This window comes from Streptomyces sp. NPDC026092, from assembly GCF_040638605.1.
Classification (GTDB): domain Bacteria; phylum Actinomycetota; class Actinomycetes; order Streptomycetales; family Streptomycetaceae; genus Streptomyces.
Window position 1 is genome coordinate 40437 of the sequence record NZ_JBEZYN010000005.1, and the last position, 16339, is coordinate 56775.

The window sequence follows — 16339 nt, forward strand, 5'->3', positions numbered from 1 at the left end:
CCGTCGGGTCCGGGTGCACCGGTCGGCCCGGTGCTGCCGTCGGGTCCGGGTGCACCGGTCGGCCCGGTGCTGCCGTCGGGTCCGGGTGCACCGGTCGGCCCGGTGCTGCCGTCGGGTCCGGGTGCACCGGTCGGGCCAGGCGATCCCGTCGGGCCGGTAGGTCCAGTCGGTCCGGGAGGTCCAGGCGGGCCGACGGCGCAGGTCGGCCTCGTAATGGTGTTGTTGTCCATCGTGACCGCGGCCTCACGCGCCAGGGCGCGACCTTCGATCACGGCGCTGTTGTTCAGCGTGATGGACTGCATGGCCAGGATGGTGCCCTTGAACTGGGTGGTCGTGCCGAGGGTGGCGGAGCTGCCCACCTGCCAGAACACGTTGCAGGCATTTGCTCCGTTGATGAATTCCACGGAACTCGAAGAAGCCGTGATCAGGGTCGAGGGGGTCCGGAAGATGAAGACGGAGTTGGGGTCGTTCTGGCCGTCGAGGGTGAGCGTCCCGGTGAGTTTCAGGGACGCCGGGTCCGCCGGGGCCGTGTAGACGCCGGGCGCCAGCGTCCGTCCGCCGAGCTCGTCCGAATCGAGAATGGTCCCGGGTCCCCGGCCTGCCGCGTCGTCGTAGGCGACGACGAGGTCGGACTTCGCCTGACCGGCGGCGGCGTTGGGGAATACGCGTCGCACTCCGTTGATGATGCCGGGCGGGAAGCCGGTCACGTCTGTGCCCGGATAGAGCCCCAGGTCGCCGTTGATGACGGTGGGGTTCGTGTTGGTGACCGTCGAACCGGCCAGGACCCCGTAACTGGCGGTGGTCCCCAGCAACACGGGGGCTTCTGCGGCATAGGCGTGGGTCGGGGCCAGGACTGCCGCCAGGAGCGATGCGGGGAGCAGGGCGAAGGCTCCCCGTTTGAGCAGATTGAGTTGCAGGCTCGAGACGGGTGGAGCCCACCGGATGACATCCAATGCCATGGCAGAACCTTTCTTGTCGCTGGTCTGGGCCGCCGGCCTGCTGCCTGTGCCGGCTCGCAGGCTCACCCCGGGCAGGGGACGCAGATCGGCCCCTGCCGGAGGTGGTGATGGGGCGTCACATGGGAGCATTCCCGCACACTTCACAGCAATAGACTGTAAATCAGATAAATCGTCTGCATGGGTGACGTGGCGTGAGGAAGTGAATCCGTCGTACGTCTGCGCGTATTTGTTGCGTCGTCCAAGCGGTGTCACGAGCCCATCTGGCCCATTGGTGGTGTGAGCGCCGACCGCAGGAGGGGTGATCCGCATCGCGTGTCGCCCCTCCGTGGGGTCACGTCCCTTGTCGTGGTGTAGCCGATCACGGCCCGCCGCCTCTGGTCCGACGGCTACCCGATGCCTCCGTGGCTTCCCGCAGGAACCAACGGCAGCGCGTCGACGCCCCCTCCAGGAGCGACTCATCGCACGCCGCCGCGCTCCTGCAGACCCGGGCCCGCCACCTGCTCCACCGAGGCATCAGTCCGGGGTCCGCGTCACCCCACGAAATCGCCGGTGACGGTGCCGCTCTTTGAGGAGGCCTCGCAGGCCCGGGGGGGGATTCAAGACATCCGTCACCGGCGTGAAGCGGCTCGAGCCCTCACACCGGACCTTCGCCGGTCGACCGGGCACGGCCGGGCAGCGAGCACCATCTGATCGTCGACCGGCACGGCACACCGCTCGCCGTCTCGCTGACCGGCGGAAACCGGCACGACGTCACCCAGCTCATTCCACTCCTGAACGCGATCCCGACCATCCGCGGGCTGGTCGGCCGGCCCCGTAGCCGCTCCCGACGCGTGTTCGCCGACCGCGGCTACGACTTCGACAAGTACCGCCGCATCCTCCGGGCCCGCGGCATCACACCCAAGATCGCCCGTCGAGGTGTTCCGCACGGCTCAGGACTGGGCAAGACCCGCTGGTTCGTCGAGCGGACGTTCGCCTGGCTCCACCAGTTCAAACGTCTCCGCATCCGCTACGAGATACGCGCCGACCTCCACCTCGGTCTCCTCCAACTCGCATGCAGCATCATCTGCTTGAGACGACTTCGAACCTCATTCTGAAACGATCAGTCAGGCGTGTCGGGAGCCGGAGAGCGTCGGCGAGAGGAACTCCCCCCTACTGGGTATCAGCGTTGGGCAGGATGGGAACTCGATGCTGGACGCGAGGAGGAGACTCGCGGTGAGTAGCCAGAAGAGACAGGCTCAGCGCGGGGATGTGCTTGCGATCTGCAAGGAGTGGCTGCCGGGCTCGCCCAGCCCTGCTGACGTGCGCAAATGGTGGGACCGGGCGAAGACCGGCGGCGAGCCCCGGTCGACCGAGAACTCTCTCCTTCTGGAGGAGCTCAGGGACCACCTGGCGGCCACTGACACGGACCCAGCGTGGCGCGAGCTCGCCGCGCACGAAGTGTGCGGTCTGCGTGTGTACACGTATACCGGCAACATGGAGATCATGACCGCGCTGGCGGCGGTCTCGGGGGCGACAGTGACGGCCGCGATCCTGCCGTTCTTGCAGGCGATCGCCGCGCAGGCGGGCAGCGGTCGTTCGAAGTCGCACGCGCGACCACACACCGCATGATCGGCCGCGGTGCGGATCTCGCCCCCGATATTCATCGCGAGCGAAGGTGCCGTCGCCCTTGCCCATGTACAGCCACAGGACACCGTCCTTGTCGCGTGCGACGAGGTCTCCTGCCGACCACGTCGCCCACGCGGGTGCCGGCGACGTCCCGACCGACTCGGCGCGGTCGTAGATGTTCCAGCCGCGTCCGACCTGGGGGAGGTAGTCCGGAGCACGTCGGATTCCGTCACCGGACGGTGTTCTATTGGTGTCGCCGCGCAGAAGGGGGCCGTAGGCGTTGAACAGCAGGACATCGGGTGTCCCGTTGTCGTTGTAGTCGTGTGGCGCGGCGGCCCGGTTCACCATGACCTTCACCTCCGGCCCGATGCTGTCGTCCGGGCTCGCAGTGATCTCCCAGGTGTAGGCACCGTTGTACGCGGCCTGCAGTGGGTTGAGGAGATTCGAGCCGTTCCAACGCCAGCCGATGCGCTGTCCGTCCCGGTAGCCCTCCCCCCGGGGGCGGCCGGATCCGTGGACCAGATCTTCCGCCGCGATCGCTCCCCCGTCCGCTCGTGGACGAGTGTCAGCCATACGTCGGTGTCGACCCGGGAGAAGTCCCAGCCCAGGTCCACGCCCTGGCCGATGCGATCGAAGGTGATCGTGCCCGGGACACTCGTACCGAGATACTTCACGGCCGTCGTCTGGCCGGTCGAGGCGACGAGTTCGGCGACCGGCTTGCCGTTCCCGTCGAGCGACACCAGGTAGAGGCCCTCGTCCCGGTCGAGCGTGCCGCCGCGAACCAGGAGGGACCCGGCCAGGGTGGTCACGGCGGAGGAGTAGTGGGTGAGGAGCTCGACGGTCTCACCCGTCTCCGGGAGACCGGTTCCCTCGACGTACCGCACTTCGGGGGAACCCCTCCGGGCCACGGCGATACGGCCCTCACCGCGGTCGTCCAGCTCCTGCCAGGCCACATGGGTCGCCGAGACGGCACCCGGCCACCAGCCCCCTGTGTCCCGACGCACCTCCAAAGCGGTGCCCGTGGCGAGTTCGACGACAGCCGTGTCCAAGGAACCTGAGAAGTGGCTCAGCGAGCGGTGCGGTGGGAAACGACTGACCGTCCTGCGGGTCGAGAACCTGAGCAATGCCAACCCCGACGATCAACGGCACAACGTCACGATGCTCCGGTTCGTACCCTCACGGAGCACGACGCCGGATGTTGTGGGGTGGCTCACAAAGCGGCCGGACGGGGGCGGCCCCGCGGCATCCGGGTGACTCGCGCGTGTCGGACCACTCGCGTCCAAACACTCTGTCCAAACATTGGAGGAACGCGGAAGCGAAGGCCGTGCGCGAGCACCGTGAGAGTCGCCCGACCAGGGAAAGTGCCTGGTCAGAACGATTCTGCTGCGCTGTGCTGCAGTGGGGCGGGTGGGACTCGAACCCACGGCCGACGGATTATGAGTCCGCTGCTCTAACCGGCTGAGCTACCGCCCCCTACCGCGTGGCGCGTACAAGTGTGCGCGCCGTCTGCCGCAGCATAGCCGCTCATACGATCTCCTGCTCCGGATGGTCGGCGTCTGCTGCGCACTGCTCGACCATGAGGACCGCGCAGCGTGGCGCATGGTTCCCGGGCATACGAAAAAGGACCCCTAAGGGTCCTTTTTCTCTTGCTCCCCCGGCTGGACTCGAACCAGCAACCCTCCGGTTAACAGCCGAATGCTCTGCCAATTGAGCTACAGGGGATCGTGCTCCCCCGACTGGACTCGAACCAGTAACCTGCCGGTTAACAGCCGGCTGCTCTGCCAATTGAGCTACAGGGGATTGCTGCGGTTGCACCGAACGGATCCACCTCGGGTGTTCCCGGGCGGCGCGCGCTCGCTGCGACACATACATTAGCGCAAGCAGGGGGGTGCTCCGCCAATCGGTATGCCGTGGGCGCTCGTGGGCACCAGAGAAGCAACAGGGAAGCTCAAGGGAAGGTGGTGCCGCCGTGCGGTACAAGCTGACGTTCGTCGTGGGGCTGGCCCTCGGTTACGTCATCGGGACGCGGGCCGGGCGCGAGCGCTACGAGCAGATGAAGAAGTCGGCCAGGGACTTCTCGCAGAACCCGGCCGTGCGCAACGCCGCCGAGTCCGCGGCGCAGACCGGGCGGCAGTTCGCCGGCAAGGCGTACCACGCCGTGAGCGACAAGGTCGGCGACAGGCTCCCCGCCTCCGTGACCGACCGGATCCACTCCCTCCGTCACCACAACGGTCAGGTGACCGAGGACGAGTGGGGGGTGAGCAACACCTGATCGGGACTCCGAGAGAGCGGTGACCCCGGCCGAGATCGGCACCCCTACCCCGCGCGCGCTCCCCTTACTCCTCCGCGTGCGGCAGAATCTCCTCCCATGGGGATAGTCGCCGGCTTGGACAGCTCAGCCGAGTTCACACGCATCGTCGTCTGCGACGCGGACACGGGTGCCGTACTGCGTCAGGGGTACGCCCCGCACCCGGGTGAGCCCAAGGCCACCGATGTCGACCCGCAGGCGTGGTTGCTCTCGCTCGGTGAGGCGGCCGGGGGTGGGCTGCTCGAAGGGGTGCAGGCCATCGGGGTCTCCGCGCAGCAGCACGGGCTCGTGCCGCTCGACGCGCAGGGCGGGCTCGTCCGGCCGGCCATGGTCGGCAACGACAAGCGCGCACAGGTGGCCGCCGCCGACCTCGTCGAGGCGTTCGGCGGGCGGCAGGCCTGGGCCGAGGCCGTCGGCTCCGTACCGCAGTCCGGGCAGCCGGTGGCCAAGCTCCGCTGGCTGGCCCGCTCCGAGCCCGAGCACGCCCAGCGCGTCGCGATGCTCCTCCAGCCGCACGACTGGCTCGTCTGGCAGCTCCTCGGCCGCCCGGTGCGCCGCACCACCGACCGCGGCGCCGCCTCCGCCACCGGCTACTGGTCCGCCGGCACGGGCGCGTACCGGCCCGACCTCGTCGAGCTGGCCCTCGGCCACCAGGCCGTCCTCCCCGAGGTGCTCGGCCCCGCCGAGGCCGCCGGCACCACCCCCGAGGGCCTGCTGATCTCGGCCGGTACGGGCGAGACGATGGCCGCCGCCCTCGGGCTCGGGCTCGGCCCCGGCGACGCGGTCGTCTCCCTCGGCGCCTCCGGTTCGGTCATGGCCGTGCACCACGAGGCGCTCGCCGACCCGCAGGGGCTGATCACCTCCTTCGCCGACGCGGCCGGGATGCACCTGCCCGTCGTCCACACCTCCAACGCGGTACGCGCGCTGCGCGGCACCGCCGAGATGCTCGGGGTGGAGAGCCTGGAGGAGTTGTCCGCGCTGGCCCTGAAGTCGACGCCGGGTGCCTCCGGGCTCGTCCTGCTCCCCTATCTGGAGGGCGAGCGGACCCCGCAGCTGCCGCACACCGCCGGCACGCTCAGCGGGCTTCGCCGCGAGTCGATGAAGCCCGAGCACCTGGCCCGGGCCGCGTTCGAGGGCATGCTGTGCGCGCTCACCGACGCCATGGACGTGCTGCGCGGGCGCGGCGTCGAGGTGCGCCGGGTGTTCCTGCTCGGTGCGGCGGCCGGGCTGCCCGCCGTGCAGGCGATCGCCCCCGCGATCTTCGGCGCGCAGGTCGTCGTCGCGCAGCCCGCCGACTACGCGGCGCTCGGCGCGGCCCGGCAGGCCGCCTGGGCGCTCGGGGTGGCCCGGGGCACGCTGTCGCCCACCGCTCCCCCGGCCTGGCAGGGCGCGGCCGCGCAGATCTTCGAGCCGGGTGACGAGCTGGCCGTCGGCCAGGCGGTACGGCAGCAGTACGTGGCCACGCGGGAGCAGATCCACCCGGGCGCGTTCGGCTCGTAGCGGAGTCCGTTCAAGACTCGACAAAACACAGTCGTAACGCCGAGGGGGCGCGGGCGATAGTAGGACCCGTGCTCCTACGACTTCTCCGAACCCACCTTCGACCGTACAAGAAGCCCATCGGTCTGCTGGTCCTGCTGCAGTTCCTGCAGACCTGCGCGTCCCTCTACCTGCCGACCCTGAACGCGGACATCATCGACAACGGTGTCGTCGACGGGGACACCGGCTACATCCTGCGGTTCGGCGCCCTGATGATCGCCGTCTCGGTGATCCAGGTCGTCTGCAACGTCGGCGCCGTCTACTACGGGGCGCGGACCGCCTCCGCGCTCGGCCGGGACGTCCGCGCCGCGGTCTTCGACCGGGTGCAGTCGTTCTCGGCCCGCGAGGTCGGGCAGTTCGGCGCCCCGTCGCTGATCACCCGTACCACCAATGACGTCCAGCAGGTCCAGATGCTGGTCCTGATGGCGTTCACGCTGATGGTGTCGGCGCCGATCATGTGCGTCGGCGGCATCCTCATGGCGCTCAGCCTCGACGTGCCGCTGTCGGCGGTGCTGATCGCGGTCGTGCCGGTGCTTGGCATCGCGGTCTCGTTGATCGTGCGGAGGATGCGCCCGCTGTTCCGGACGATGCAGGAGCGGCTCGACACGGTGAACCGGGTGCTGCGGGAGCAGATCACCGGCAACCGGGTGATCCGGGCCTTCGTGAAGGACGGCTACGAGCGGGACCGGTTCAAGGTCTCCAACACCGAGCTGACCGACGTCTCGATGGCGACGGGCCGGCTGATGGCGCTGATGTTCCCCACCGTGATGACGGTCGTGAACGTCTCCAGCGTCGCGGTGGTCTGGTTCGGAGCGCACCGCATCGCGAGCGGCGGGATGGAGATCGGCGCGCTGACCGCCTTCCTCGCCTATCTGATGCAGATCGTGATGTCCGTGATGATGGCCACCTTCATGTTCATGATGGTGCCGCGCGCCGAGGTGTGTGCCGAGCGCATCGAGGAGGTCCTCTCCACGGAGAGCAGCGTCGTGCCGCCGGCCGAGCCGGTGCGCGAGCTGGGGCGGCGCGGCCATCTGGAGGTCAGGAGCGCGGACTTCCGCTACCCGGGCGCCGAGGAGTCGGTCCTGCGGGACGTGGAGCTGGTGGCCCGGCCGGGTGAGACGACGGCGATCATCGGTTCGACCGGCAGCGGCAAGTCGACGCTGCTCGGCCTGGTGCCCCGGCTGTTCGACGTGACCGGCGGCGAGGTGCTCGTCGACGGGGTGGACGTACGGAAGCTGGCGCCCGAGCTGATGGCGCGGACGGTCGGGCTCGTCCCGCAGAAGCCGTACCTGTTCTCCGGGACGGTCGCGACGAACCTGCGGTACGGGAAGCCCGACGCGAGCGACGAGGAGCTGTGGCACGCGCTCGAGGTGGCGCAGGCGGCGGACTTCGTGAAGAAGCTGGAGAACGGGCTGAACGCGCCGATCGCGCAGGGCGGCACCAATGTGTCCGGTGGCCAGCGGCAGCGGCTCGCGATCGCGCGGACGCTGGTGCAGCGGCCGGAGATCTATCTCTTCGACGACTCGTTCTCGGCGCTCGACTACCAGACCGACGCCCTGCTGCGGGAGGCGCTGAAGGCGGAGACGTCGGACTCGACCGTGGTGATCGTCGCCCAGCGGGTGTCGACCATCCGGGACGCCGACCGCATCGTGGTCCTCGACGAGGGCCGGGTCGTGGGGACGGGACGCCATCACGAGCTGATGGCGGGCAATGAGACGTACCGGGAGATCGTGCTCTCCCAGCTGACCGAGGCGGAGGCAGCCTGATGGCCGGTCCTGGCGGACGGATGATGGCCGGTGGCGGCCCCAACGAGCGGTCCATGAACTTCAAGGGCTCGGGCAAGCGGCTGCTGCGGCAGCTGGCGCCCGAGCGGGGCCCGCTCTGGCTGATGCTGGTCGCCTGCGTGCTCGGCGTGGCGGGCTCGGTGTTCGGCCCGTTGATCCTCGGCAAGGCGACCGACCTGGTCTTCGCGGGCGTGGTCGGCCGGCAGATGGCCGACGGCACGACGAAGGCGCAGGCGATCGAGGGCCTGCGGGCCAAGGGCGACGACGGCATGGCGGACATGCTGTCCGGGGTGGACTTCACCCCCGGGCAGGGCATCGACTTCACGGCCGTCGGCAAGGTGCTGCTCCTGGTCCTGGCGATCTATGTGGCGGCCGGACTCCTCATGCTGGTGGCGACCCGGATGTCGATCAGGGTGATCAACCGGACCGTCTACCGGATGCGCGAGGAGGTGCAGGCGAAGCTGGCGCGGCTGCCACTGTCGTACTTCGACCGGGCCAAGCGCGGTGAGGTGCTGAGCCGGGCCACGAACGACCTCGACAACATCTCGCAGACGCTCCAGCAGTCGATGGGCCAGCTGATCAACTCGCTGCTCACCATCGTCGGTGTCCTGGGGATGATGTTCTGGATCTCGCCGCTCCTCGCGCTGGTCGCGCTGGTCACCGTGCCGGTGTCGGTGGTCGTGGCGACGAAGATCGGCAAGCGCTCGCAGCCGCACTTCGTGCAGCAGTGGAAGTCCACGGGCACCCTCAACGCCCATGTGGAGGAGATGTACAGCGGCCACGCCCTGGTGAAGGTCTTCGGGCGGCAGGACGAGTCGGCCGCGGATTTCCGCGAGCAGAACCAGGCGCTGTACGAGGCCGGGTTCAAGGCGCAGTTCAACAGCGGTGTGATGCAGCCGGTGATGTTCTTCATCTCGAACATCAACTACGTGCTCGTCGCCGTCGTCGGCGGGCTGCGGGTGGCGAGCGGCACGCTGTCGATCGGTGACGTGCAGGCGTTCATCCAGTACTCCCGCCAGTTCTCGATGCCGCTGACGCAGGTCGCGTCGATGGCGAACCTGGTGCAGTCGGGTGTCGCGTCCGCCGAGCGGATCTTCGAGCTCCTCGACGCCGACGAGCAGACCCCGGACGCGCCGCGGAGCGAGCGGTCCTCGGAGTCGCTGGGCAAGGTGGCCCTGGAGGAGGTGGCGTTCCGCTACGAGCCGGACAAGCCGCTCATCGAGGACCTCTCCCTGACGGTGGAGCCGGGCCAGACGGTCGCGATCGTCGGCCCGACGGGCGCGGGCAAGACGACGCTGGTGAACCTGCTGATGCGGTTCTACGACGTGACCGCCGGCCGGATCACCCTGGACGGGACGGACATCTCGGCGATGTCCCGCGACGAGCTGCGGGCCGGGATCGGCATGGTCCTCCAGGACACCTGGCTCTTCGGCGGGACGATCGCCGAGAACATCGCGTACGGGGCGAGCGGGGAGGTCTCGCGGGAGCGGATCGAGGAGGCGGCGCGGGCGGCCCATGCCGATCGCTTCATCCGCACCCTCCCCGACGGCTACGACACCGTCATCGACGACGAGGGCGGGAACGTCAGCGCCGGCGAGAAGCAGCTGATCACCATCGCGCGGGCGTTCCTGTCCGACCCGGTGATCCTGGTCCTCGACGAGGCGACCAGCTCCGTGGACACCCGTACCGAGGTGCTCATCCAGAAGGCGATGGCCCGCCTCGCCGACGGGCGCACCTCGTTCGTGATCGCGCACCGGCTCTCCACCATCAGGGACGCGGACGTGATCCTGGTGATGGAGAACGGCTCGATCGTCGAACAGGGCACGCACGACGAGCTGTTGGCGTCGGGCGGGGCGTACGCGCGGCTGTACGCGGCCCAGTTCGCCCGGGCGGTCGCGGAGGTCGACTAGCCGGGCTAGGGCCTGTCCGGCGGATCAGGGCCGGAAAGGACGCGGCGTCTGGCGCATGGGGCCTCCCCAGGCCCTCTGGGCCTAGGGGACGCATCGCAAGGCGCCGAAGCGTCTCGATAGCGGAGCTATCGGGGCGTTTCGGCAACGCGGCGTGGGGGTCCCCCCTGCTCGAAGAGCTTGGGGGAGTGCCGTGCCAGGCGTCGCGGCCCCGGCCATGATCCGCCGGACAGGCCCTAGTCCAGGTAGCCGCGCAGTTGGTCCGCGAAGGCGTGGTCCCGCAGCTTGTTGAGGGTCTTCGACTCGATCTGGCGGATGCGTTCGCGCGTCACGCCGAAGAGCCGGCCGATCTCCTCCAGGGTGCGGGGCCTGCCGTCGTCGAGGCCGTAGCGGAGCTGGACGACCTTGCGTTCGCGCTCGCCGAGGGTGGAGAGGACGGCCTCCAGGTGCTCGCGCAGCAGCAGGAACGCGGCCGACTCCACGGGGCTGGCGGCGTCGCCGTCCTCGATGAGGTCGCCGAGCGCGACGTCGTCCTCCTCGCCGACGGGGGCGTGCAGGGAGACCGGTTCCTGGGCGAGGCGCAGCACTTCGCCGACCCGCTCGGGGGCCAGGTCGAGCTGGGCGGCGACCTCTTCCGCGGTGGGTTCGTAGCCGCGCTCCTGGAGCATCCGGCGCTGGACGCGGATGACCCGGTTGATGAGTTCGACGACATGGACGGGGACGCGGATGGTCCGGGCCTGGTCGGCGAGGGCCCGTGACATCGCCTGGCGGATCCACCAGGTCGCGTACGTCGAGAACTTGTAGCCGCGCGCGTAGTCGAACTTCTCGACGGCCCTGATCAGGCCGAGGTTGCCCTCCTGGACCAGGTCGAGCATGGTCAGGCCGCGTCCGACGTACCGCTTGGCGACGGAGACGACGAGCCGCAGGTTGGCCTCGATGAGCCGGCGCTTGGCCATCCGGCCGAGGACGACGAGCCGGTCCAGGTCGTGGGCGAGCCGCGAGTCCAGGTCGGGGGTGCCCACGAGCTTCGCCTCGGCGAAGAGCCCGGCCTCGACGCGGCGGGCGAGGTCGACCTCCTCGGCGGCGGTGAGCAGCGGGATCCGGCCTATCTCGCGCAGGTACTGGCGAAAGAGATCGGACGAGGGCCCGTTCCCGCCGAGATCGGCGACGCGGCGCGGGACCGGCTCCGGGTCCGGCGTGTCGTCCACGAACTCCGTGGGCTCGGGCGGATCCGCTCCCTCGGCCTGCTCCGCGGAGGCCGGTGCCTCCGGATGGTGGGCGGCCGGGCGCTGCCCGGGCACGACGTCGGACAGGGTCTGGGTCTGCACGGGGGCGACCTCCAGGGTGATCGCTGCCGGTGCTCCGGGGGCTCAGGCACCGCTTCCCAGTGTGGGGTACGACACATCGCCGCCACGAGGGGCGTGCGGTGACTTTTTGAGTTCGCGAGGTGACCGAACGTCAGAACCCGTACGGGGAGGCCCGAGACACCCCCTAGAGTGCTGCGGCGCCGTTGGTGCGGAGGGACTGGCCGTACTGGGTGAGGACCCACAACTCGTTCTGTACGGCGGCCACTTGGGCCGGGTCGCCGTTCGGGCCGAGGCGGGCCAGGGTGCCCTGGATGTCGCGGACGCGGCGGTCGACGGCGCGCAGCCGGACGGAGACGAGCTGGGCGCCCGCGTAGACCTCGTCGACGACCTTGGCGAAGAGCGTCTCGACGGCGAGCTCGGTGACGAGGGCGCGGACGGTGTCGTCGGGGGCGGCCTCGCGGACGGCGGACAGATAGTCGGCGGGCGCTCCGGTGGCGCCGCCCGCGTCCTGGACGCACTGACGGACGGCCGCGTAGGGCGGGGCGGTGAACTCGTCGGCGCCGTACGCGTCGAAGGCCGGGGAGACCAGCTCGGGCCGCTGGAGGGCGAGCTTGAGCAGCTCGCGCTCGGTGCGGTGCGCGGGGCTGCGCAGGTTGAGCGCGGGGCCGGCCTGCACGGCGGGCGCCTGGGTGTTCTGGTAGGCACGCTGGGGCGCCGCCTGCGTCGGGCCGCCCCGGCCGCCGCGGTCGCGCTGCCAGCGGGCGATCTGGGCGACGCGCTTGACCACGAACAGGGTGTCGAGGATGCCGAGCATGCCGGCGAGCTGGACGGCGACCTCGTGCTGGGAGGCGATGTTCTTGATCCGGGCGACGATCGGGGCGGCCTCGTCGAGCGCGGCGGCCCGGCCGGCCGGGGTCTCCAGGTCGTACCGCTTCACGATCTGGCGGAGCGCGAACTCGAACAGCGGGGTGCGCGGCTCGACCAGCTCGGCGACGGCCTGGTCGCCCTTGGCGAGGCGCAGGTCGCAGGGGTCCATGCCGTCGGGAGCGATGGCGATGTAGGTCTCGGCGGCGAACTTCTGGTCGTCCTCGAAGGCGCGCAGGGCCGCCTTCTGGCCGGCCGCGTCGCCGTCGAAGGTGAAGATCACCCGGGCCGAGCCGTTGTCCATCAGGAGCCGGCGGAGGATCTTGATGTGGTCGCCGCCGAAGGCGGTGCCGCAGGTGGCGATGGCGGTGGTGACGCCCGCGAGGTGGCAGGCCATGACGTCGGTGTAGCCCTCGACGACGACGGCCCGGCTGACCTTGGCGATGTCCTTCTTCGCCAGGTCGATGCCGTAGAGCACCTGGGACTTCTTGTAGATCGGCGTCTCGGGCGTGTTGAGGTACTTGGGCCCGTTGTCGTCGTCGCGGAGCTTGCGCGCGCCGAAGCCGACGACGTCGCCGCCCACGTCCCTGATCGGCCACATCAGCCGGCCGCGGAAGCGGTCGATGGGGCCGCGGCGGCCGTCCTGGGAGAGCCCGGAGAGGATCAGCTCCTTGTCGGAGAAGCCCTTGCCGCGCAGGAAGCGGGTGAGGTGGTCCCAGCCGGCCGGGGAGTAGCCGACGCCGAAGTGCGCGGCGGCGGCCTGGTCGAAGCCGCGCTCGGCGAGGAACTTCCGGCCGATCTCGGCCTCGGGGGAGTCGAGTTGGTCGACGTAGAACTGGGCGGCCACCTTGTGCGCCTCGACCAGCCGGATGCGCTCGCCGCGCTGGTGGCCGGGGTTGTAGCCGCCCTCTTCGTACCGCAGGGTGATGCCGGCCTTCGCGGCGAGGCGCTCGACCGTCTCCGAGAAGGAGAGGTGGTCGATCTTCATCACGAAGGCGATCGTGTCGCCGCCCTCCTGGCAGCCGAAGCAGTGGAACAGGCCCTTGCTCGGGCTGACCTGGAAGGAGGGGGACTTCTCGTCGTGGAAGGGGCACAAGCCCTTGAGGTTGCCGCCGCCGGCGTTGCGGAGCTGGAGGTACTCGGACACGACGGCGTCGATCGGGACCGCGTCCCGTACCGCCTTCACGTCGTCATCGTTGATCCTGCCTGCCACGTGTGAAGTCTACGGGGGCGGGCAGGCGACCGGCCCCTACGTCAGCAGGCTCTCCAGGGGGACGGACGGGTTGGCGAGGGCGTCGGGGTCCACCGGGGACTGGGTCCGGATGAGGCCCTGGATGGGCTCTGTGACGTCCCACACATTCACGTTCATTCCCGCGAGGACCTTGCGGTCCTTGAGCCAGAAGGCGATGAACTGCCGCTTTCCGGCGTCGCCGCGGATCACGACCTGGTCGTAGGAGCCGGGCGGGGCCCAGCCGGAGTACTCCATGCCGAGGTCGTACTGGTCGGAGAAGAAGTACGGCACGCGGTCGTACGAGACGTGCTGCCCGAGCATGGCGCGGGCGGCGGCCGGGCCGCCGTTGAGGGCGTTGGCCCAGTGCTCGACGCGCAGCCGGGTGTCCAGGAGCGGGTGGTGCGCGGCGGCGACGTCACCGGCCGCGAAGATGTCGGGGTCGGAGGTGCGCAGCGAGGCGTCGACGGCGATGCCGCCGCCGTGGGCCCGGTCGACGAGGGCGAGTCCGGCGGCCTCGGCGAGGGCGGTGCGCGGGGCGGCGCCGATCGCGGCGAGGACCGCGTGCGCGGGGTGTTCCTCGCCGTCGTCGGTGCGGACGGCGAGGACCATGCCGTCCTGGCCGACGATCTCGGCGAGCCGGGCGCCGAAGGCGAAGCGGACGCCGTGCTCGGTGTGCAGGTCGGCGAAGAGCTGGCCGAGCTCGGGTCCGAGGACCTGGTGGAGCGGGGTGGGCTCGGACTCGACGACGGTGACCTCGGCGCCGTAGCCGCGGGCGGCGGCGGCGACCTCCAGGCCGATCCAGCCGCCGCCCGCGATCACCAGGTGGCCGTTGTCGCGGCCGAGGGCGGCCAGGACGTGGCGCAGCCGGTCGGCGTGGGCGAGCCGGCGCAGGTGGTGGACGCCGGCGAGGCCGGTGCCGGGGATGTCGAGGCGGCGCGGCTCGGAGCCGGTGGCGAGCAGCAGCCGGTCGTAGCGGATGGTGGTGCCGTCGCCGAGGCGTACGGTCCGGGCCTCGCGGTCGACGGTGGTGACGGGCTGCCCGAGGTGGAGCTCGACCTCGGCGCGGGCGTACCAGGACGGCTCGTGGACGAAGACGCTGTCGCGCTCCTCCTTGCCGGTGAGGTAGCCCTTGGAGAGCGGTGGGCGTTCGTAGGGGTGGTCGCGCTCGTCGCCGATGAGGATCACCCGGCCGGTGAACCCCTCGGACCGGAGCGTCTCCGCCGCCTTGGCCCCGGCCAGTCCCCCGCCGACGATGACGAAGGTCTGATCTGCGTCGACCACTTGATGCCTCCTCGTTGCGACCGCTTCTACGCTACGCCTCCGGCCGTTCGGCCAGCCGTTCCGCCTCGGGCCCTGAGCCGAGCGTCCCGCACGGAGCGTGATGACGAAAGAGGGCGGGCCCTCGGCGGGTCCTCAGGGCCTGCCGTGGCGGAGGCGGCCGTGGAGGGTGCGGGCGGAGGCGTCGGTGAGGGAGGCGATGTGGTCGATGATCACCCGCTTGCGCGACCTGTCGTCGTCCGCCGCGTCGAAGAGGGCGCGGAACTGCGGGTCGAGCCCCTCGGGGGCGCGGGAGGTGAGCGCCTCGGCGAGTTCGGCGAGGACGATGCGCTGGTCGGCGCGGAGGGCTTCCTGCTCGGCGCGCTGCATGACGTACCGGTCGGCGACGGCCTTGAGGACGGCGCATTCGTTGCGGGTCTCGCGGGGGACGACGAGTTCGGCGGCGTACCGGGTGAGGCGGCCGGAGCCCCACGCCTGGCGGGTGGCGCCCTCGGCGGAGAGGGCGAAGCGGCCGATCAGCTGGCTGGTGGCGTCCTTGAGGCGGGCCTGGGCGACGGCCGATCCGTCGTAGCCGTGCGGCCACCAGTCCTGGTCGACGAGCCGGTCGAGGGCGGCGGCGAGCTCCTGCGGGTCGGTGTCGTGCGGGACGTACCGGCCGATGGCGACGTGCCAGATGTCGGCGCGCTCGGGCTCGGAGAAGAGCATGTTCGGGTCGATGTGGCCGGCGTGCAGGCCGTCCTCGAAGTCGTGGACGGAGTACGCCACGTCGTCGGCCCAGTCCATGACCTGGGCCTCGAAGCACTTGCGGTGGGCGGGGGCGCCCTGCCGGGCCCACTCGAAGACGGGGAGGTCGTCCTCGTACACCCCGAACTTGGACGAGTCGGGGTCCTCGGGGTGACCGCCGCGCGGCCAGGGGTACTTGGTGGCGGCGTCGAGCGCGGCGCGGGTGAGGTTGAGGCCGACGCTGACGGGCCGGCCGGTGGCGGGGTCGGCGATGAACCGCTTGGGTTCGATACGGGTGAGCAGCCGCAGCGACTGGGCGTTGCCCTCGAAGCCGCCGCAGTCCTTGGCGAATTCGTTGAGCGCGACCTCGCCGTTGTGCCCGAAGGGCGGGTGGCCCATGTCGTGGGCGAGGCAGGCGGCCTCGACGAGGTCGGGGTCGCAGCCGAGCGCGGCGCCGAGCTCGCGCCCGACCTGGGCGCACTCCAGGGAGTGGGTGAGGCGGGTGCGGGGGCTGGCGTCCCAGGCGTGGCTCCGGGAGCCGGGGGTGACGACCTGGGTCTTGCCCGCGAGCCGGCGCAGGGCGCTGGAGTGCAGCACGCGCGCGCGGTCCCGCTGGAAGGCGGTCCGCCCGGGCCGTTTGTCCGGCTCGGCGGCCCAGCGCTCGGTGGCGCTGTCGTCGTAGCCGGGGGTGTCTGTGATGCCGGAGGTGTCCGCGAAGCCTTCCATGCACCGAAGGTAACCGGCGGGACGGACAGCGGGGGCGGTAGGAGGGCGGTCTTACCGGGGATTTTCGGCCGCACGCACTCAGGGAGCGAGGTCTGACGCGTGAGCCCCAGG

General features: G+C 70.5%; 10 protein-coding genes, 3 tRNA genes and 2 pseudogenes. 6 read left to right on the forward strand and 9 right to left on the reverse strand.

Annotated features, from left to right (window positions below; translation table 11 throughout):
* Positions 1-959, reverse strand: a 959-nt coding sequence (locus tag AB0F56_RS09660; RefSeq protein ID WP_362006236.1) for an ice-binding family protein, incomplete at its 3' end; no start/stop codon positions are given.
* Between the two features lie 638 nt (positions 960-1597).
* On the opposite strand from AB0F56_RS09660, the pseudogene AB0F56_RS09665 reads away from it, so the two are divergent.
* Positions 1598-2053, forward strand: a pseudogene (locus tag AB0F56_RS09665) (IS5 family transposase); the annotation flags it as partial.
* Between the two features lie 118 nt (positions 2054-2171).
* Positions 2172-2567: a hypothetical protein gene (locus tag AB0F56_RS09670; RefSeq protein ID WP_362006238.1), complete on the forward strand. Its 396-nt coding sequence runs from the start codon at positions 2172-2174 to the stop codon at positions 2565-2567.
* A 350-nt stretch (positions 2568-2917) separates the two neighbouring features.
* Here AB0F56_RS09670 and AB0F56_RS09675 read toward each other — a convergent pair whose 3' ends face one another.
* The 4 genes from AB0F56_RS09675 to AB0F56_RS09690 all read right to left on the reverse strand — a co-directional run bounded on the left by AB0F56_RS09675 (position 2918) and on the right by AB0F56_RS09690 (position 4364).
* Positions 2918-3517, reverse strand: coding sequence for a hypothetical protein (locus AB0F56_RS09675; RefSeq protein ID WP_362006240.1), 600 nt, complete (start codon positions 3515-3517; stop codon positions 2918-2920).
* A gap of 446 nt (positions 3518-3963) precedes the next feature.
* Positions 3964-4037: transfer RNA gene (locus AB0F56_RS09680), tRNA-Ile, on the reverse strand.
* 176 nt (positions 4038-4213) lie between these two features.
* Positions 4214-4286, reverse strand: a tRNA-Asn gene (locus tag AB0F56_RS09685).
* 5 nt (positions 4287-4291) lie between these two features.
* Positions 4292-4364 (reverse strand) — tRNA-Asn (locus tag AB0F56_RS09690).
* A gap of 169 nt (positions 4365-4533) precedes the next feature.
* On the opposite strand from AB0F56_RS09690, the gene AB0F56_RS09695 reads away from it, so the two are divergent.
* The 4 genes from AB0F56_RS09695 (at position 4534) to AB0F56_RS09710 (ending at position 10102) form a co-directional block, all read left to right on the forward strand.
* Positions 4534-4836 (forward strand): YtxH domain-containing protein, encoded by a 303-nt coding sequence (locus tag AB0F56_RS09695; protein ID WP_362006241.1) that lies wholly within the window; start codon positions 4534-4536, stop codon positions 4834-4836.
* Between the two features lie 96 nt (positions 4837-4932).
* On the forward strand, positions 4933-6372 hold the full coding sequence (locus AB0F56_RS09700) for an FGGY family carbohydrate kinase (protein WP_362006244.1): 1440 nt from the start codon (positions 4933-4935) through the stop codon (positions 6370-6372).
* A gap of 68 nt (positions 6373-6440) precedes the next feature.
* Positions 6441-8174, forward strand: coding sequence for an ABC transporter ATP-binding protein (locus AB0F56_RS09705; RefSeq protein ID WP_362006247.1), 1734 nt, complete (start codon positions 6441-6443; stop codon positions 8172-8174).
* Positions 8174-10102, forward strand: a complete 1929-nt coding sequence (locus AB0F56_RS09710; RefSeq protein WP_362006249.1) for an ABC transporter ATP-binding protein — start codon at positions 8174-8176, stop codon at positions 10100-10102. The genes AB0F56_RS09705 and AB0F56_RS09710 overlap by 1 nt, the downstream gene beginning before the upstream one ends.
* A 233-nt stretch (positions 10103-10335) precedes the next feature.
* Here AB0F56_RS09710 and AB0F56_RS09715 read toward each other — a convergent pair.
* The 4 genes and pseudogenes from AB0F56_RS09715 to AB0F56_RS09730 form a co-directional block, all read right to left on the reverse strand.
* Positions 10336-11457, reverse strand: a pseudogene (locus AB0F56_RS09715) (RNA polymerase sigma factor); the annotation flags it as partial.
* Positions 11458-11590: 133 nt separating this feature from the next.
* Complete coding sequence (gene dnaG / locus AB0F56_RS09720) at positions 11591-13483, reverse strand: DNA primase (RefSeq protein ID WP_362006252.1); 1893 nt, start codon at positions 13481-13483, stop codon at positions 11591-11593.
* A gap of 36 nt (positions 13484-13519) precedes the next feature.
* On the reverse strand, positions 13520-14782 hold the full coding sequence (locus tag AB0F56_RS09725; protein ID WP_362006255.1) for an FAD-dependent oxidoreductase: 1263 nt from the start codon (positions 14780-14782) through the stop codon (positions 13520-13522).
* A 132-nt stretch (positions 14783-14914) separates the two neighbouring features.
* Positions 14915-16228 (reverse strand): deoxyguanosinetriphosphate triphosphohydrolase, encoded by a 1314-nt coding sequence (locus tag AB0F56_RS09730; protein WP_362006258.1) that lies wholly within the window; start codon positions 16226-16228, stop codon positions 14915-14917.
* Between the last annotated feature and the right edge of the window lie 111 nt (positions 16229-16339).